The 20,028-nt window shown below is 65.9% G+C and carries 7 protein-coding genes and 2 tRNA genes; 1 reads left to right on the plus strand and 8 read right to left on the minus strand.

From position 1 onward, the window contains the following. The 6 genes from F6X59_RS27220 to phnN all read right to left on the minus strand — a co-directional run bounded on the left by F6X59_RS27220 (window position 1) and on the right by phnN (window position 17,378). Entirely contained in the window at window positions 1-4,128 is a 4,128-nt protein-coding gene (locus F6X59_RS27220) for a non-ribosomal peptide synthetase (protein ID WP_152959166.1), read from the minus strand. Next, window positions 4,121-11,887, minus strand: coding sequence for a non-ribosomal peptide synthetase (locus tag F6X59_RS27225; RefSeq protein ID WP_152959167.1), 7,767 nt, complete (start codon window positions 11,885-11,887; stop codon window positions 4,121-4,123). The genes F6X59_RS27220 and F6X59_RS27225 overlap by 8 nt, the downstream gene beginning before the upstream one ends. 2 nt (window positions 11,888-11,889) lie before the next feature. Further along, window positions 11,890-15,285 (minus strand): non-ribosomal peptide synthetase, encoded by a 3,396-nt coding sequence (locus F6X59_RS27230; RefSeq protein WP_152959168.1) that lies wholly within the window; start codon window positions 15,283-15,285, stop codon window positions 11,890-11,892. 121 nt (window positions 15,286-15,406) lie between these two features. After that, window positions 15,407-16,384, minus strand: coding sequence for a TauD/TfdA family dioxygenase (locus F6X59_RS27235; protein ID WP_152959169.1), 978 nt, complete (start codon window positions 16,382-16,384; stop codon window positions 15,407-15,409). A gap of 204 nt (window positions 16,385-16,588) precedes the next feature. Continuing rightward, window positions 16,589-16,663: transfer RNA gene (locus F6X59_RS27240), tRNA-Arg, on the minus strand. Window positions 16,664-16,790: 127 nt separating this feature from the next. Beyond that, window positions 16,791-17,378, minus strand: a complete 588-nt coding sequence (gene phnN, locus F6X59_RS27245; RefSeq protein WP_152959170.1) for a phosphonate metabolism protein/1,5-bisphosphokinase (PRPP-forming) PhnN — start codon at window positions 17,376-17,378, stop codon at window positions 16,791-16,793. 347 nt (window positions 17,379-17,725) lie between these two features. On the opposite strand from phnN, the gene F6X59_RS27250 reads away from it, so the two are divergent. Next, window positions 17,726-18,052, plus strand: a complete 327-nt coding sequence (locus F6X59_RS27250; protein WP_003254499.1) for an Arc family DNA-binding protein — start codon at window positions 17,726-17,728, stop codon at window positions 18,050-18,052. 74 nt (window positions 18,053-18,126) lie between these two features. Here the strand turns inward: F6X59_RS27250 and mgtE are convergent, their stop codons facing one another. Together mgtE and F6X59_RS27260 are read right to left on the minus strand one after the other, a co-directional pair. Further along, window positions 18,127-19,569, minus strand: a complete 1,443-nt coding sequence (gene mgtE / locus F6X59_RS27255) for a magnesium transporter (RefSeq protein WP_085675859.1) — start codon at window positions 19,567-19,569, stop codon at window positions 18,127-18,129. A gap of 377 nt (window positions 19,570-19,946) precedes the next feature. Beyond that, window positions 19,947-20,023: transfer RNA gene (locus tag F6X59_RS27260), tRNA-Arg, on the minus strand. Window positions 20,024-20,028: the final 5 nt, after the last annotated feature.

The following is a 20,028-nucleotide window of genomic DNA, read 5'->3' on the forward strand; positions in this document are numbered from 1 at the left end:
TCAAACCTCGAACAGTGCCTCCTGGCGTATGGCGCCGATACCCTGCAGTTGCCCGGCCACCGCCTCGATCAGTTGCGCATCCTGCAGCAGGTCGAAATGGCCACGGTCGCTGCTCAGGTGCCGCAGTGCCGTACCGTAGTGACTATCAAGGCTCGACTGCGCCGACACTTCGCGCCCTGCCGCCCACCAGCAGGTCGGCTTCACCTGAGTGCCTGGCAGCCCCTTCATCGCCATCGCCACCCTGTCCAGCTGCAACGTGGTACGCACGAAGGCCACCCGTTCGGCAATGGCGAGGTTGGCCAGCATCGGCGTCGACAGGTTGCCCAGTACAGCCGCCATTGGCTCAGCGAACAGCAGTTGCTCATCCATTTCAGGCCCCTGCCAACCACTGCAAAGCGCCCGACTGGCGCCCTCATCAGCGCCCAGCGCCAGCAGCAGGCTCAGCAAGCGCTCATCCCATTGCGGCTGTTGATCGGCCTGCGGCAAGTAACTGTCCAGCAACCCGACGAAGGCCACCACCTGCCCCTGCGCCTCCAGCTCGCGCGCCACCTGCAACGCCAAGGCGCCACCCAGCGACCAACCGAGCAGGCAGTACGGCCCCTTTGGCTGTACGGCGCGGATGTAATCGCAGTAGTCGACCGCCATGGACTCGACATCCGCGTCGACCCAGGCGGCATTGAACAGCATCCGACACTGGATGCCGTGCACCGCCCACTGCGGCTGCAGCCGCCTGGCCAGCGGCAGGTAATCGAACACCGAGCCATGCACGCCGTGCAGGCAGAACAGCGGCGTGGCGCCTGGCGCCGGGGTATTGAGCAGGAGCATCGGGGTCTGGCTGGCAGTGCTTTGCAGGCGCCCGAGCAACTCGCCGATACGCGGGGTGGTCATCAGATCGCGCAGGGTCATGGTGAAGCCGTCCGGCGCCGCCACTCGCACCCGACGTACCAGTTCCATGGCCAGCAGCGAGTTGCCGCCCAGTTCGAAGAAGCTGTCATCCAGCCCGACCTCTTCCACCTCCAGCAACTCGCCCCAGAGCTTCGCCAGGCTCACCTCCAACGGGGTGACCGGCGCCCGATAATGCTCGGAGCGGTCCAGCGCGGGGGCTGGCAAGGCATGGCGGTCGAGCTTGCCGTTGGGGTTCAGTGGCATGGCCGGCAACACCAGCAGGTGCGCAGGCACCATGTACTCCGGCAGGGCCTGGCGAAGCCGAGCGAGCACCTGGCCGCGCAACGCGGCATCCCACTGCAACCCCGGCGCCAGCACCAGGTAGGCCACCAGGCGTGAACCTCGCCCTTCGCCCGCCACGGCGACCACCGCTTCGCGCACTTGCTCCATGCCCATCAGGCACGATTCCACCTCGCCCAGTTCGATGCGGAAACCGCGCACCTTGACCTGGTGATCAACCCGGCCAAGGTACTCGACCACGCCATCATGGCGCAGGCGCACCAGGTCGCCGGTTCGATAAAGGCGGCCGCCCGGCGGGCCGAACGGGTCGGCGACGAAACGCTCGGCAGTCAGGCCTGGGCGCTGGTGATAACCACGCGCCAGCCCTTCACCGCCGATATACAGCTCGCCCGGCACGCCTGCGGGCAAGGGTTGCAGGTCGCTGCCCAGCACATAGGCTGAACGCGCACCGACCGGCGTGCCCACCGGCATGTACTGCGCATCGAATCCGCTGCCCAGGTGGACCGCCCACAGCAACGGCGTGATCACCGTCTCGGTCGGGCCATAGCCATTGATGATGCGCGGTGTGCGCAGTACCTGCTGGATCTGCTCGAAGGTGGCGCGGCTAGTGCCTTCGCCGCCCACGGTGTAGGAGCGGATGGGCAGGTCTGCCCCCGCCTCGCCCAGGTGCTCGGCCAACTGCTGCAGGTAGCTTGGGGTGAAGCAGGTGATGGTGATGCCATGCTCGGAAATCTCGCGTGCGCTGCGCTCGACATCCCAGGCATCGTTGTCGCGCAGCATCAGCATCGAACCGGAAACCAGCGGCACCAGCCAGCGCTCGTGGGCGCCGTCAAAGTTGATCGAGGCGAACTGCAGCTCGCGGTCCTCTGGGGTCATGCCGTAGCGTTCGGCAATGGCCAGGCAGTGCATCGCCAGCGGGCCATGGGTGACCGCCACGCCCTTCGGCCGGCCAGTGGAGCCGGAGGTGTAGATCAGATAGGCCAGGTTGCCCGCCGCCACCGGGTAATCGGCATCGTGCGCCGGGTAGCCTTGCAGCTCGGCGCCATCCGCGCTGACCGGCAACACCTCGACGCTAGCCGGCAGCGGCAGTTCGGCCAGCAGATGCGGCTGGGCCAGCACCAGGGCCACGCCGCTGTCCTCGATCATGTAGCGCAACCGCTCACGCGGGTGGGTCGGGTCCAGCGGCACATAGGCACCGCCAGCCTTGAGCACGGCCAGCAACGCGACCAGCATTTCGACCGAGCGTTCCAGCGCGATCCCCACGCGTAGCTCAGGGCCTACGCCCGCCTCGTGCAGGCGCGCAGCCAGCCGGTTGGCCCACTGGTTGAGTTGCTGGTAATCAAGCTGCTTGCCCGCCACGACCAGGGCCGGGGCAGTCGGGCGCAACTGCGCCTGTTGCTGGATCAGGCCATGCACGGTGCGCATCTCGGCCGGCTGGCCGAGGCCGGGGTTCAATTCCACCAGCTCCCAATGGCGCTCGTCTTCGCTGAGCATGCACAACTCGGCAATCGGTTGGTCAGGCTCGGTACTCATGCGCCGCAAGAGGTTCTGCCAGTGCGCGAACATCTTCTCGGCGGTAGCCGTATCGAACAGGTCAGTGGCGTAAGTCAGGCTGGCACTGAGCTGGCCGCCATGCTCCTGGGTGTCCAGCGCCAGGTCGAACTTGGCCCGCGAGATCGGTGCCGGCAGCAGGCTCAGCGACAGGCCGGCAAGCGCCGTGGCGCCCAGGCCATCGCCCAGCACCTGGTGGTTGAACATGACCTGGAACAGCGGGTTGTGGCTGAGGTCGCGGTGCGCCACCAGGCTATCGACCAGCGCTTCGAACGGCAGGTCCTGGTTGGCCTGGGCGGCGAGCAGGGTGGTGCGTGTGTGCTGCAGCAACTGCACGGTGCTCAGGCCATCTTCAAGCAGGCCGCGCAACACCAGGGTGTTGACGAAGAAGCCGGTCAGTGGCTCCACCTCCGGCCGGTTGCGCCCCGCCGACGGCATGCCCACGCACACATCGCTCTGGCCGCTGTAGCGACGCAGCAGCAGCTGGAACGACGCCAGCAGCACCATCGACAACGTGCAGCCGTGCGCCTGTGCCAGGGCAACCAGGCGTAGGCGCAACGGCGCGTCCAGCGTGCCGGTCACGGCCTGGCCACGATGGCTGGGTACCGCTGGGCGTGGCCGGTCGGTGGGCAGTTCCAGTACCGCAGGGGCATTGCTCAGATGCTCGGTCCAATAGGCCAACTGACGCGGCCCCTCGCCCGCTTCGAGCAGTTGGCGCTGCCAGGCGGCGAAGTCGGCGTACTGGATGGCCAACGCCGGGAGCTCGGCCTCGCGGCCTTCGCAGGCTGCCTGATAGAGCTGGATCAGTTCGGCGATCATGACCTGCATCGACCAGCCATCGGAGACGATGTGGTGCTGGGTCATGACCAACACCCGGTCCGCCGCGCCGATTTCCAGCAGCAGCACCCGCAGCAGCGGGCCACGCTGCAGGTCGAAAGGCCGCACCACTTCACGGCTCACCGCCTCGGCAATGGCCTGGTCGTCGGCCCCCGGCAAGGCCACGCGTTCGATCGCCACCGGGCCTGCAGCGTGGATGCGCTGCCGGGGCTCCCCTTCACTTGCCTCGAAGGTGGTGCGCAGCGGCGGGTGCCGCGCCACCAGCGCATCGAAGCTGCTCTGCAGGGCAGCAATGTCCAGCGTGCCTTCAAGGCGCAGCGCTGCCGGCATGTTGTAGGCGGCACTCTGCGGGTCCAGCTGCCAGAGGAACCACTGGCGCTGCTGGGCATGGGAAAGGCGCGGCACGTCGCCTTCAGCCAGCGCCACGATGGGCAGCCGGCCCGGGTCGATGCCTTTCTCCAGCAGGCGCTTGAACAGGGCCACGCGCTTGTCGTGAGCCAGCCCGCTGATCCGCTGGACCAGCTCATTGCCCTGTTGGGTCCCTTGCTTAAACATCCAGTGCCTCCAGTTCGTCGAGGGCGTCGAAGATCGCGTCGTAGTCGTGTTGCGCCGGGCTGGCGTTGCCTGCAACCAGGGTGGCCAGGGCGCCGAGGTTGTCGGCCAGGTAGGCGTCCTGCATCGCAAGCTCGATGGCGAACTCGGTCTTGATCCGCGAAACCAGGCGCACCAGCAGCAGCGAATGCCCGCCCAGTTCGAAGAAGTTGTCGTTGAGGCCGACCCGCTCGACCTGCAGCAGGTCCTGCCAGAGGGCCGCAAGGCGTTGCTCCAGTTCGCTTTGCGGCGCCAGGTACGCGTGCCGCGACTGACCCAGCTCAGGCTGCGGTAGCGCCTTGCGATCGAGCTTGCCGTTGGGCGACAGCGGCATGCGTTCGAGCAGCACCCACTGACTTGGCACCATGTAGTCCGGCAGTACCGTCGCCAGGTGTGCCTTGATTGCCGCCAGGCTGTCGGCCCGCTCGGCTACCAGGTACGCCACCAGTTGGCCCTCGGCGGCCACCACCACCGCCTCCCGCACGGTGTGCTGTTCCAGCAGGCGCGCTTCGATTTCGCCCAGTTCGATGCGCAGGCCGCGGATCTTCACCTGATGGTCGATGCGCCCGGCATACTCGATCACCCCGTCCTCGCGCTGGCGCGCCAGGTCGCCGGTGCGGTACAGCCGCTGGCCAGTACCGAACGGGCTGGTGACGAAGCGTTCAGCCGTGAGCGACGGGCGACGGTGGTAACCCCGGGCCAGGCCGATGCCACCCAGGTACAGCTCGCCGGTCACGCCAGGGCTGACCGGGTTCAGTTCGCCGTCCAGCACGTAGGTTTGCAGGTTGGCGATCGGCTGGCCGATCGGCACCGCATCCTTGCCTTCCTCGACGCAGGTCCAGTGGGTGACGTCGATGGCCGCTTCGGTCGGGCCGTACAGGTTGTACAGGCCGCTCTGCGGCAGCAGCGCCAGGGTCTGGCGTTGCAGCTCCACCGGCAGTGCTTCGCCGGAGCAGATGATCCGCTGCAACGAGGTACAACGGGCGGCGTTCTCGTCACTGACGAAGGCCTGCAGCATCGACGGCACGAAGTGCAGCGTGCTGATCTGCTCGCGGGTGATCAGCGCGGCCAGGCGCGCCGGATCGCGGTGGTCACCCGGCAGCGCCATGACCAGGCGTGCGCCTTCCATCAACGGCCAGAAGAACTCCCACACCGACACGTCGAAGCTGAACGGCGTCTTCTGCAACACGCTGTCATCGGCAGTGAGCGGGTAGGCTTCCTGCATCCAGGCCAGGCGGTTGTGCAAGGCGACGTGGCGGTTGCCGGCGCCCTTGGGCTTACCGGTGGAGCCAGAGGTGTAGATGACGTAGGCGAGGTTTTCCGGGTGCAGAGGTACAGCCGGGTTGTGCGCCGGCAGGCCGCTCCAGGCCTCGGCCCGATCCAGATCGAGCACCGTCAGCCCTGCCGGGATCGGCAGACCCTCACGCAAGTGCGACTGAGTCAGCAGTAAGGCGATGCCGCTGTCCTCGAACATGTAGGCCAGGCGGTCCTGCGGGCAGTCCGGGTCCAGCGGCACATAAGCGCCACCGGCCTTGAGGATCGCCAGCAGGCCGATGACCATTTCCACCGAACGCTCGGCGGCGATGCCCACCAGCACGTCAGGGCCCACGCCCATGCCACGCAGATACTGAGCCAGGCGGTTGGCCTCGGCATTGAGTTCGGCGTAGTTCAGGGTGCGTTCGGCGAAGGTCAGCGCCGGCGCCTGCGGCTGATGAACGACTTGCTGTTCGAACAACTGATGCACATACGGCGTGCCTGGGTAGTCACGCGCCGTGGCATTCCAGTCCTTCACGATTCGCGAATGAGCCGCTGCATCGACCAACCCGAAGCTGCCCAGCAGGGCTTGCGGCGCACTGGCGAAGCCTTGCAGCAGATGGCGCAGCTCGGCTGCAATCTGCTGCACCTGCGCATGGCCGAAGACCTGACGCTGATAGGCGAAGGTCAGCTGCATCTGATCCCGCGCTTCGGCAATCAGGGTCAGCGGGTAGCCGCTGTATTCCTGATAATCCAGGCCCGACAAACGCAACCCGGCAGTGCTGTCCGACAGGCTCTGGGCCAGCGGATAGTTCTCGAACACCAGCAGGCTGTCGAACAGCGCCTCGCCATGGCGCCCCGCTGCTGCCTGGATAGCGTACAGCGGCAGGTATTCGTACTCGCGCAGGCGCAGGTTGAGCGCCTGCACCTCACGCACCCAGTCGGCCACCGCCATCTGCCCTTGCGGCTCGGCGGCCACTGGCAGGGTATTGATGAACAGGCCCAGTTGCTGCTCGATACCCGGTAACTCCGCCGGGCGCCCGGACACGGTGGCACCGAAGCAGGGCCGACGCTGACCGGTGCGGCGCTGCAACAGCAGCGCCCAGGCGGCCTGCAGCACGCTGTTGAGGGTGACTTGCTGGGCCTGGGCAAAGTGCTTCAGGGCCTGGCTCAATGCCTCACCCAGCTCCAGCACCACCGCGCCCTGCCCGGATTCGTCGGCATTGCGTGTACCGCCGAGCAGGGTCGGCCCATCCAGGTCGAGCAGCTGGGCTTTCCAGAACGCATCAGCACCCGGGCGATCCTGCTGCTGCAACCAGCCGAGGTAGTCACTGCGGCCGGCCTGCGTCAGCGCGGCAGGCTGGCCCGAGTAGGCCTGCATCACAGCCGCGAACAGCAACGAATTGCTCCAGCCGTCCATGAGAATGTGGTGGCTGGTATAGATCAGGTGATGGCGCTGTGGCCCTGTGCGCACCAGCACCAGGCGCAGCAACGGCGCTTGGCCGAGGTCGAAGGCGCGTGCCTGCTCGGCTTGCGCCAGTGCTTCGAGGCGTGTGTCGATATCGGCCTCGCCTGCCCAGTCGAAGCGTTCGACCGGCAGCTCGACATGGCGCATCACCACCTGGCGTGGCGCTTCCAGGCCCCGCTCCCAGACAAAGCCGGCGCGCAGCGACTCATGCTGGTCCAGCGCCTGCTGCCAGGCCTGGATGAACCGTTCCGGGTCGAGGTCGTCGAAGTTCAGGCGCAGGCGGTTGACGTAGCTGCTGGCCTGGCCGTCGTACAGGCTGTGGAACAGCATGCCTTCCTGCATCGGTGCCAACGGGTAGATGTTTTCGACCTGGCGCAGGTCGACCGGCAGCGCATCCAGCTGCGCCTGAGCCAGGCCCGCCAGCGGGAAGTCGGCCGGCGTGGCGCCGCCAGCCTGGCCGTCGAGGCAATGGGCGACCAGCGCCGCCAGCTCACGGGCGTAGTCGTCAGCCAGGCCGGCGATCACCGGCTCGTCGAACATGGCGTGGCTGAAGGTAAAGCCCAGCTCCAGTTCACCGCCCAGCACCTGGCCGTTGACGCTCAGCCAGTTACCCAACGGCGCATCGGCTGCCTGGGTGGCGCCAACGCTTTCCAGGGCGGGGGCGAACAGCCGGTCTTCGCCAAAGCCCTGATCGAACTGGCCGAGGTAGTTGAAGGTCACCCGCGCTTGCGGCAGCGCCTGCAATGCCGCCTGCTGCGCCGGGCTGCCGAAGTAACGCAGCACGCCATGGCCGATGCCGCGCGCGGGCACGCCACGCAACTGCTCCTTGATCGCCTTGAGCGAGCCGCCCAGGTCGTCGGTTGGGGTCAGCGCCACCGGGAACAGGCTGGTGAACCACCCCACCGTGCGGCTCAGGTCCACGCCGTCGAACAGGTCTTCGCGGCCGTGGCCTTCCAGCTGGACCAGCGCACTGCACTGCCCGGTCCAACGGCACAGCACCCGCGCCAGGGCGGTCAGCAGCAGGTCATTGACCTGCGTGCGATAGGCCGCGGGTGCCTGCTGCAGCAGGTTCTGCGTGGTGTCGGCAGCCAGCCGGCAACGCACGGTGCGTGCGTGACGCACCTGCAGCCCGGCGTCGCCGCGTGCCGCCGGCAGGTCGCCGGCCTGCCCTGCGAGCGTCGCCTGCCAGTAGGCCAGTTCTGCATCGCGCTCCGGCGCCTGGGCCCAGCCCACCAGACGCTCGGCCCAGGCCTTGAATGCCGTGCCCTTTTCCGCCAGTGCGGGTGCACGCCCGGCCAGCAGGGCGAGGCAGGCCTGCTCCAGGTCTTCCAGCAGCACCCGCCAGGACACACCGTCGACCACCAGGTGATGCATCACCAGCAGCAGGCGCTGCCCACCTTCGGCAAGGTCGCACAGCACGGCGCGCAGCAGCGGCCCCTGCGCAAGATCGAGGCTGCCCTGCGCCTCTTCGGCGATGGCCTGCAGTTGCGCGGCATCGGCCGCCTGGCGATGCCAGAGCATTCCACCTGGCACGCCAGTACGGTGCTCGGCCTGCCAGTTGCCGTCCACCTGATCGAAGGCCAGCCGCAAAGCGTCGTGTTGGTTGACCAGCAGCACCAGGGCCTGTTCGACGATGTTCGCCGTCAGCGCCTGGCGTGGCTGCAGCATGACCGCCTGGTTGTAATGCCCAGGCCGATCCAGGGCCAGCGCGAAGAAGCGCGCCTGCACCGGCAACAGCGGCATGGCACCGCTGACCTGCGCAACCGCGGCAGGCTTGGCCACTGCCGTGGTCACTTTGGCGAGCTGGGCCAGTTGGGCGATGGTCTGCTTCTCGAACAACTGACGCGGGCTCAGCTTGATGCCCTGGCGCTTGGCCCTGGCGATGATCTGCAGGCTGAGGATGGAGTCGCCGCCAAGCTCGAAGAAGTTGTCCTCGACGCCAATGTCCTCACGCTTGAGCACCGCCTGCCAGATGGCCAGCAACTGCTCCTCCAGCGGCGTGCTGGCGGCGACATGGCGCTTGAGCTGCACCTGCGGCTGCGGCAGCGCACGGCGGTCCAGCTTGCCGTTGGCGGTCAGCGGCAGGCGCTCCAGCAACAGCAGGTGGGCCGGTACCAGGTAGTCCGGCAACAGCGCCTGCAACTGCTCGCGCAGGGCCTTCACGCTCAGCGCGGGGTTGCCCGGCACGCACCAGCCGACCAGTTGCAACTGCGCCGGGTCATCACCTTGCGGGACGGCCAGCACCACTGCGTCATGCACGCCGGCCAGGCCACGCAGCACGCGGCCGACTTCCCCTGGCTCGACACGATAACCACGGATTTTCACTTGGTCGTCGGCACGCCCAAGGAAGTGCAGCAAGCCTGCGTTGTCGCGCTGCACGCGGTCTCCGCTGCGGTATAGGCGCGTGCCCGGTGCGCCGAACGGGTCGGGCACGAAACGCTCGGCGGTCAGTGCCGCCTGGCCCAGGTAGCCTTGCGCCAGGCTATCACCGCCGATGTACAACTCGCCGGCGACGCGCGCGGGCACCACGTTGAGCACATCGTCCAGCACCCGTACGCGGGCCCCTGGCAGCGCCGCGCCCAACGGCATCGCCTGCGGCACTGCACCTTGCAGTTCGTGGGTCAGCACGCCGACCGTGGTTTCGCTGGGGCCGTAGTGGTTGATGAAGCGGCAGCCCGGCTTGAGCTCGCGCACTTTCTGGTACAGCGCGGGTGAGCAGGCCTCACCGCCGACGATCAGGGCATGCTCGGGCAGCACGTCGGCGGCATTGGCGGCTTGCAGCAGGCCGTTGAGGTGGCTGGGGACGATCTTCAGTACACCGATACGCTGCTCGGCCATGTAGGCGGCGAAAGCGTCCGGGTCGAAGCCCAGCGCCTCCGGCAGCACATGCAGGGTGCGCCCGGAGCACAAGGCGCCGAACAGCACCGTGTGGCCAAGGTCGGCGGCGATGGTCGAGACCAGCGCCATGCTCGCGTCCGTGGCCAGGTCCAGGCGTTGCAGCAGGCCATCGACATAGCTGGCCAGCGCACCATGGCTGACCACTACCCCCTTCGGCTGGCCGGTGGAACCGGAGGTGTGGATCACGTAGGCCGGCGCACCTGCCAGTATCCCGGTGTGGGGCGCCTTAGCCGGCAACGAGGCCCAGCGCGCGGGTTCATAGGGCTGCACCTGGCAAGCAGACGATGCCAACGCCTGCTGGCGCGGCTCGGTTGCATCGCACAGCAGCACCTGCGCGCCGCTGCGCTGCAGCATGCCTTGCAGGCGCTCGGTCGGCGCCTTGATGTCCAGCGGCATGTACACGCCACCCGCCTTGAGGATGCCCAGCAGGCACACCAGCCAGTCCAGCGAGCGCTCCATCAGCACCGCCACTGGCGCGCCAGCGGTGACACCCAGGTCGCACAGATGATGGGCCAGGCGATTGGCCTGGCTGTCCAGCTCGGCATGGCTCAGGCGCTGTGCGGCGCAGGCCGCAGCCACTGCGTCGGGCTGGCGGCGCACGTGTTCGTCCCAGCGCTGCAGGACCAGGGCCGGCTGCGCACGGTGGCTGGCAACCTCTGCGGCAGGCGCCTTGACCAGGCTATGCAGCGGCGCATCGGGCGCGGCCAGCAGCGTCTCGAACAGCTCACGCAACGCCGCGATGAACCCTTCGATGGTGGAACGCCGGTAAAGATCGCTGGCGTAGGTCATCTCGCCGTGCACCAGGCTGCCGTCGTCGGTGATGTCCAGGGCGAGGTCGAAGTGGGTGCCTTCCTTGCGCAGCGGATACTCGCTGACGGCCAGCCCCGGCAGTTGTAGCGCGGTCTGCTTCTGCACGCCGACGTTCTGGTTGAACTTGGCCTGGAACAGCGGGTTGTGGCCAAGGCTGCGCTCGGGCGCGAGCACTTCCACCAGTTGCTCGAACGGCAACTCCTGATTGGCCTGGGCGGCGAAGGTCGCCTCACGCACCCGCACCAGCAGTTCACTCAGCGACAGGCGCTCGTCGATCACGCAGCGCAGCACCTGGGTGTTGACGAAGAAGCCGATCAGCCCTTCCACCTCCTCGCGCCCGCGGTTGGCGTTGGGCACGCCGATACGGATATCGCGCTGGCCGGAATGGCGCGAGAGGAACAGCGCGTAGCCTGTCAGCATCAGCATGAACAGCGTCACACCCTGGGCCCGGGCGGTGTCACGCAGGCGCTGTGACAGCGGCCCGCCAAAGTTGAACTTGAGGGTCTCGCCTTGCAGGCTCTGCACCGGCGGGCGTGGGAAATCGGCCGCCACGTCGAGCAACGGGTGTTCTTCGCCCAACTGCTCGCGCCAGTGCTGCAACTGCCGCTCACCCTCGCCCGCTTCCAGCCAGCGGCGCTGCCACACAGCGTAGTCGGCATATTGCAGCGGCAGCGCTGGCAGGCTCTGGGCATCTGCCTGGTAGCACTGGACGAACTCGCGAACCATCACATCCATCGACCAGCCATCTGAGACGATGTGGTGCATGCACACCACCAGCACATGTTCCTCCTGGCTCAGACGGAACAGGCTGGCACGCAGCAGCGGGCCATTGAGCAGGTCGAACGGGCGAGCGACCTCGTCTTCTACCTGTCGGGCCAGCTCCACCTCGTCAGCCGTGCCAAGGTCAACGTGCCGCAAGGCCAGGGGCTCGGCCTCCAGCACCCGTTGCAGCGGCTGTTCGCCATCGACCTGGAACACGGTGCGCAGCGCTTCGTGGCGCTCGATCAGGGCGTCGAACGCGCCCTGCAAGCGGCCTTGGTCCAGGTCGCCGCGCAAGCGCAGGCCGGCGGCCATGTTGTAGGCCGCGCTCTGCGGGTCGAGTTGCCAGAGGAATAGCAGCCGCTGCTGGGCGTAGGACAGCGGAATCGCCTCAAGGCCCTGGCGGCTGACCGGGATTGGCAGCAGGCTGAAGTCCTTGCCATCCTGGCGCAGCTTGGCAAGGAACTGACGGCGTTGTTCGAGCGGCAACCCGATGAACTTCTCGGCGATACGCAGCGTCGTGTTGCGGGTCATGCTCAAACCTCCTCCAGTGAATTCATGAACGCTTCCATGTCGGCCCAGTCCTCGTCGGCGGTGCCGCCCAGAGCCGCCAGCTCCTCGGCCAGGGCAGCCAGGTGCGGGCGCTCGAACAGGCTGCCCATGGGCAACGCGACGCCCAGTTCGGACTTGATCCGGGCAATGACCTGGGCCGCCAGCAGCGAATGCCCGCCCAGGTCGAAGAAACTGTCGTCAAGGCCGACGCGGGGCACCTGCAGCACTTCCATCCAGATCGCCGCCAGGCGTTGCTCTTGCTCGCTGGCCGGCGCGCGGAAGCTGGCCTGCAACTGGCTCGGGTCGGGCTCGGGCAAGGCCTTGCGGTCAAGCTTGCCGCTGGGGGTCAGGGGCAGGCGGCCCAGCAGCACCAGGTGCGAAGGCACCATGTAGTCCGGCAACGTCGCACGCAGGCCTTCGCGGATCGCCTGGCGCTGCGCCTCGGCACTGGCGCCCTCAGCTTCGGTGACCACGTAGGCCACCAGCTGCCGACCACCCGTCATGTCCAGGGCCAGCACTGCCGCCTCACGCACGCCAGGGCATTGCTGCAGGCGCATCTCGATTTCGCCAAGCTCGATACGGAAACCACGCACCTTCACCTGGTGGTCGAGGCGGCCGATGTACTCGATGGCGCCATTGGCGTCGAAGCGGGCGCGGTCACCGGTGCGGTACAGGCGCTCGCCGGGAGCTTCGGGGTCGGGCAGGAAGCGTTCGGCGCTAAGTGCAGGCTGGCCGTGATAACCACGCGCCAGGCCGGGGCCACCGATGTAGAGCTCGCCAATGGCACCGGCGGGTACGGCCTGCATCTCACCGTCGAGGATGCACAGGCGTCGGCCCGCCAGGCCCTGGCCGATGGGGATGCCGCGCCAGGACACATCCTGCGATGCCAGCGCCGTGCAGTCGTGGATGCTGGACACCACCGTGGCCTCGGTCGGGCCATAGGTGTTGAGCAGGCGCACGCCGGCCAGGCCGGCGCGGCGCCACAGGTCGAGGCCGTCCACTGCCATGGCTTCGCCGCCGACATGCACCTGGCGCAGTGCGGCAAAGGCCTGTGGCGTGTCGCGAGCGTAGTCCTGCACCAGCATGTGCCAGTAGGCGGCTGGCAGGTCGGCGACCGTGATGCCGTGCTGCTCCAGCGCCTGCTGGAAGCTGGCACTGTCCCACAGCCGACTGTCGCGCAGCACCACACGGGCACCGACGCACAGCGGTGGGTAGAACTGCTCGACGAAACCGTCGAAGCTGCAGGTGGCGAACTGCAGCACGCGATCATCCGCAGTCAGGCGCGAATAGGCGGTCGCCAGTTCGCAGAACTCGGCCAGCGCGCCATGGCTGATGGCGACCCCTTTGGGGCGGCCGGTGGAGCCGGAGGTGTAGATCACGTAGGCCAGGTTGCCGGGCTGCAGTGATACCTGCGGCGCATGCTCAGGTTGCTCGCCTTGCGCCTGGTCCAGGCACACGACCTCGATACCCTCGGGCTCAGGCAGATGACCAAGCAGGTTCGACTGGGTCAGCAGCAGGCGCAGGCCGCTGTCGGCAAACACCTGGGCGATGCGTTCGCTGGGCGCTTGCGGGTCCAGCGGCACGTAGGCGCCGCCGGCCTTGAGCACTGCCAGCAGGGCAACCCCCATGTCCAGCGAGCGCTCCAGCGCCACACCGACCAGCACCTCGGGGCCGACACCCGACTGCACCAGGCGCTGGGCCAGGCGATTGCTGCGACGCTCCAGCTCGGCGTAGCTCAGGCTGGCGCCCTGCCCTTCACCAGCCAGCACCAGCGCGACCGCCTCTGGCGTGCGTGCGGCCTGGGCCTGGAAGCGCTGGTGGGCCAGTGCCGATGCCTGGGGCGCGGGTGCACGCAGTGCCCAATCCTGCAACTGGCGGGATTCTGCCGCATCGAGCAATGGCAGCTCACCGATTCGACGTTGCGGGTCGGCGACCACGCTGCGCAGCAGGTTGCGCCAGTGGCCGGCCATGCGCTCGACGGTGGCGGCGTCGAACAGCTCGGTGGCGTAGGTGAAGGCGGCCAACAAACGCTCGCCTTCCTCGCGGGTTTCCAGCATCAGGTCACTGGCAGCGGCATGGCTGCGGGCGCCGGCCACACTCTGTTCGGCGTCCAGATGCGCCAGCTGCAGGCCGCACCCCAAGCGCATGCCCTGGATGTCGGTGACCAGCGGCTGGTGGTTGTACATGACCTGGAACAGCGCGTTGTGGCTCTGGCTGCGGTTGGGCTGCAGCGCCTCCAGCAGCGCATCGAACGGCAGTTCCTGGTGGGCCTGGGCGCCGAGGGCGGTCTGGCGCAGCGCTGCCAGTAGCTGCTCGAAGGTCTGGCGCCCATCCAGCTGGCTGCGTAGCACCTGGGTATTGACGAAGAAGCCGATCAGCCCCTCGACCTCAGCGCGATTGCGGTTGGCAATCAGGCCACCGACGCGGATGTCCGCCTGCCCGCTGTAGCGGTACAACAGGGTCTTGAAAGCTGCCAGCAGCACCACGAACAAGGTCGTGCCCTGGCGCTGGGCCAGCGCCTTGAGGCCGCTGCGCAGCTCGGCGTCAATGGTGAACTCCAGACGCGCACCGGCATGGCTCGGCTGCGCCGGGCGCGGGCGGTCGGTGGGCAATTCCAGTGGCTCATGCGCCTCGCCCAATTGAGCTCGCCAGTAGTCGAGCTGGCGGGCCTGCTCGCCGGCTTCCATCCAGCTGCGCTGCCACAGGGCGTAGTCGCGGTAGTGCACGGTCAGCGCCGGCAATTGCGCCTGGCTTCCCGCGCTGCGGGCATCCAGGCAGCGCATGAACTCTTCGATGAGGATGTTCATCGACCAGCCGTCGGCAATGATGTGATGCATGGTCAGCAGCAGCACATGGTCATCCGCCGCCAGTTGCAGCAGCGTCACCCGCAGCAGCGGGCCCTGCTGCAGGTCGAACGGCTGGCCGGCTTCGCGGGCAACTGCTTCGCGGGTGCGCTGCAGGCGCTGATCTGCATCCAGGGCGGACAGGTCGACATGGCGAACCTGCACCTGCGCACCATCACCGACACGCTGCAACGCCTGACCGTCGACTTCCGCGAAGGTGGTACGCAGGCACTCGTGGCGCTGCACCAGATCGGCAAAGGCCTGGTCCAGCGCCTGGTGGTTCAGGCTGCCGAGCAGGCGCACCGCCCCTGGCAGGTTGTAGGCAGCGCTGCCCGGCTCCAACTGCCAGAGGAACCACATGCGCTGCTGGGCATAGGAGAGCTGGTCACGGCCTGCGATGGCGCTGCAGTCGGGAATGGGGTAACTGCTGAAGTCGACTTGCTCGTCGCGCAGGGCGGCGAAGAAGACACGGCGTTTTTCCAGCGGCAGTTCAATGAAGCGGCGCGCCAGCTTCAGGGATTGATCGAGGGTGCTCATAGGTCGTCCGAACCGGTGATGGGAGCCGCCCTGGGCTCCGCGATACCTGTTGAACGAATGGTTCCGGCTTGCATTTAGGCGCTGTTGCAAAACCGTTGCCCGGCTTTTGCGAGAGCGCGACTCAGCCCGCGCCGTGCCCCTCGGCCATGGCCACGATGACCTTGCGCTTGCCGGTGAAGGTGCTGCGGGCGTGGGCGGCGAGCATGTTGTCGAGCATCAGCACATCGCCTTCCTGCCAGGGGAAGGCGATGGTGCATTCATCCAGCACACCGCGCACTTCGTCGAGGATCGAGCCTTCGATAGGTGAACCGTCGCCGTAATAGACGTTGCGTGGCAGGTCTTCCTCGTCGACGATTTCCAGCAGGCTCTCGCGCACCTCCGGCGGCAGGTTGGACACATGGAACAGGTGCGCCTGGTTGAACCACACATCCTCGCCAGTGTGCGGGTGGCGGGCCACGGCCTGGCAGGTCTGGCGGGTGCGCAGCTCGCCGTCGTCCTTCCACTCGCAGGTGATCGCATGGCGTTGGCAGTAGGCTTGCACCACTGCCGGGTCGTCACTGTTGAACACCTGCTCCCAAGGCACATCCAGGCCATTGCCGAAATTGCGCACATACATCAGCCCATGGCGGTTGAAACGTTGATGAATGCGCGGGTCGATCCGGCGGAACACTTCGCGGCTGTCGGCGATTGGCGTTTCTCCGCCGCTCTCGGCGGCGATCATGCTGTAGAACCAGATCTTCATCGGCCATTCACGGGTGTAGGCCTGTTCGTTGTGCAGCGGGATTTTCTGGTGCGGCGGGTACTCGGTGGAGGTGTACACGCCTTGGGTGACGTTGCTGCGCGGGGTAGAGCCGAACTCGTAGTTCAGCAGCGGGTGACCGAAGCCACCGGCGAAGCTGCGGAAGGCCTCGGCACCCCCGACGTCGAAACCGCGAAAAAGGATGCCACCGGCCTTGAACAAGTGGTGGTCCACCAACGCGCGGATCGGCTCCAGGGCCTCGTTGAGGTCCAGGCCAGCGTGGGGTGCCTCGACCAGCAAAGGCAGGCTGCGCTGGCCAGGCAGCAGAGGCCGGGCCAGCAGTTGCAGTATGGCGCTCATGACCTGCCCCTTACGGCAGCTGGCCGCAGCGGGTTGAGCAGCAATTGATTGGCAACAGGCAGCGCCTGGCTGGCCTTGAAGCAGGTAGCGGCAAGCATCCTTCGACCCTCGATAAAATGACAGCAAGCTCCGGATCGGGCGCGCGCAGCGCACGTCGGCCTTGTGCAAAGGAAACGAGGGGCAGAGGGAAGGATTTAGCGTGGATGGCGTCCCCGGCAGGAATCGAACCTGCACCAGAGTCTTAGGAGGACCCCGTTCTATCCATTAAACTACAGGGACTGAAACCCGCCAGCCATTGTGCTGACTGAATGCAGCAACAGCGGGACGGCGAGCATGTTAACCAGCGCGCCACCGTTTGTCATGCCTGAATCGGGCTTTTTGCACGTAGGGGTTTTCTGAGAGCCGCTCAGGCAATCAACTTTTCCTCACGCAACAGATCGAGCAAAGCCGCAACCGCCGTGGCCAACTCACCCGAATTGTCGAGGTAGTGCAGCGACGGCGCCGCGTCCAGCTGCAGCCGAGCATTGCGCGCCAGGCGCTGGTCGACTTGCGCCGGGGTTTCCCGCCCGCGGGCGAGCAAGCGTTCACGCAGCACCTGCGGTTGCACTTGCAGGCACACCGCCAAAAGATCAGGGTAGCGCGCCTGCGCCTCAGGCAGGTAAGCCCGAGAACCATTGACCAGCACCGAGCGCCCTTGCAGCAGCCACTGATTTACCTGAGCCGGAATACCGTACTCCAGCCCATTAGCCTGCCAGTGCATGGCGAATGCGCCCTCCTCGCGCAGCTGCGCGAAGCGTTCCGCGCTCACGCCATGGGCTGCTTCACCCTTGGCCTCGGCGGAGCGCGTGATGACGCGACGGGCAATTTCCACCCCGGCAGCAGACAATTGCGCGCGAGAAGCCTCGATCAGGGAATCTTTTCCCGAACCGGAGGGTCCTATCAAGAATATCAGGCGGCCTGAGGCTCCATCTCGGGCGCTTGCGTCATGTTGCATAGCCACTATGCTCTATGGAAGGAAACCCGCGCATTCTAGGTGTTTTCTGCGTCCTTTGCTGCGTTTTACAGGTTTTTGACGGCAAAAGGCTGACGGTGCGACGGGCTGGATAATGCAAAACTTTTCAAACCAGTGCTCATTTCTGATAATTGGTACTGGCAAAAAGCCTTTATCCGGCTCACTATTTGTCACAGAATTGACGCCAAGGAAACGGCGACCATGAGGCAAGATGACCTTCCAAATTTTCATGACGGTTGAACATTTTGTCGTCGCCACGGTCGTACTTCCACCCCGTGCGGCCAATTTGAGAACCGCTTCCCCTGAACCAGTAAATCCGGTCAATTTATATGCGCCCAATGAAACAGGCTATTTATTCGAGCCGCACCGCTGACAAGTTCGTCGTCCGCCTGCCAGACGGGATGCGTGAGCGCATTGCCGAGGTAGCGCGCAACCATCACCGCAGCATGAACTCCGAGATCATCGCGCGCCTGGAGCAGAGCCTTATCCAGGAAGGTGCGCTGGGCGACGAGCTGAGCATGCGCCTGGACAGCCCGGAGCTGTCGCTGCACGAGCGCGAGCTCCTGCAACGTTTCCGCCAGCTGTCGCACCGCCAGCAGAATGCGCTGGTGGCCCTCATCGCTCACGATGTGGAAATGGCCGCCGACGCCTCCTGAGGCCGGCAGCAAGCAGACACGAAAAAGCCAGCGTAAGCTGGCTTTTTTCGTTGGGCTGAATGTTCTGCTGTGCCTCAGAGCAGGAACAGTGTGGCCAGGCCCAGGAAGATGAAGAAGCCGCCGCTGTCGGTCACGGCGGTGATCATCACGCTCGAACCCATGGCCGGGTCGCGCCCCAGGCGCGTCAGGGTCATAGGAATCAGCACGCCCATGAAGGCCGCCAGCAACAGGTTCAGTGTCATGGCGGCGGTCATCACCACGCCCAGTGACCAGCTGCCATAGAGCCAGAAAGCCACCGCACCGATCACCCCACCCCAGACCAGGCCATTGAGCAGCCCCACCGCCAGCTCCTTGCGCATCAGCCGGCTGGTATTGCCCGGCGACACCTGGTCCAGTGCCATGGCACGGACGATCATGGTGATGGTCTGGTTGCCCGAGTTGCCGCCAATGCCGGCAACGATGGGCATCAGCGCAGCCAGCGCCACCAGCTTCTCGATCGAACCTTCGAACAGGCCGATCACCCGCGAGGCAACAAAGGCGGTAATCAGGTTGATCGCCAGCCATGCCCAGCGGTTGCGCAGCGAGCGCCAGACCGAGGCGAAGATGTCTTCCTCCTCGCGCAAACCCGCCATGTTGAGGACTTCGCTTTCGCTCTCCTCACGGATCAGGTCGACCATCTCGTCGATGGTCAGACGGCCGATCAGGCGATCGCTCTTGTCCACCACCGGCGCCGAAACCAGGTCATAACGCTCGAAGGCCTGAGCGGCGTCGTAGGCATCTTCCTCAGGGTGGAAAGACACGGGGTCGGTCGCCATGACCTCGGCCACTTTCTTTTCTGGGTCGTTGACCAACAGGCGCTTGATCGGCAGCACGCCCTTGAGAATGCCTTCATAGTCGACCACGAACAGTTTGTCGGTATGGTTGGGCAGCTCTTTCAAACGGCGCAGGTAACGCAGTACCACTTCCAGGCTGACGTCTTCACGGATGGTGACCATCTCGAAGTCCATCAGCGCACCGACCTGCTCCTCGTCGTAGCTCAGTGCCGAGCGCACCCGCTCGCGCTGCTGGGCATCGAGGCTTTCCATCAGCTCGTGAACCACGTCACGCGGCAGCTCTGGCGCCAGGTCGGCCAGCTCGTCGGCGTCCATTTCCTTGGCGGCAGCCAGGATCTCGTGATCGTCCATGTCGGCGATCAGCGATTGACGAACAGAGTCGGAAACTTCGAGGAGGATGTCGCCGTCACGATCCGAGCGCACCAGCTGCCAGACCGTCAGGCGGTCTTGCAGGGGCAAGGCTTCGAGGATGTAGGCGACGTCGGCAGGGTGCAGGTCGTCGAGCTTGCGCTGCAGGTCGACCAGGTTCTGGCGGTGGACGAGGTTTTCCACCAGGTCATTGTGCTGACCTTCCTGACGGTGGGTCAGGTCTTCTACCACACGTTGGCGCTGCAGCAGTTCGACCACCTGGGCCAGGCGATCCTGCAGGCTCTCTTGCGCTTTCTTTACTTCTACTTCAGTCATAGGCGAACTCCACTCCCAGCAGCGGAGCACGCCGGGAGAATCAATCAGTCAGATCTAGCTGTAAGAATCTTGTTAAGGAGTAACTACTGGGTAAGTCCATGGTGGTTTTCCACAAGCCCCGGCGGGGCTGACGGGCGCAATCATACACTGCCTAAGCTGTCAGATCGCTTAAATTTTTGGCCAGAACAATCGTTTGCGAGATAAAGCTGGGACAACGCTCGAAGCCATCAGTGCGACGGCAGGCGCGCAACAAAAAACACATTCACCGGGCAAAAGCCTGTCGGGCTGGTTACTGTGCAGTCTAGTCAGGCATCACTGACAAAGCAGTGAAACAGAAAACAAAAAGCCCGCTCAATTGAGCGGGCTTCTTGATTGTATGGCGGACTCAGCAGGATTCGAACCTGCGACCGCTCGGTTCGTAGCCGAGTACTCTATCCAGCTGAGCTATGAGTCCGTGGT

It is taken from the genome of Pseudomonas sp. MN1F, assembly GCF_009391885.1.
Taxonomy (GTDB): Bacteria; Pseudomonadota; Gammaproteobacteria; order Pseudomonadales; family Pseudomonadaceae; genus Aquipseudomonas.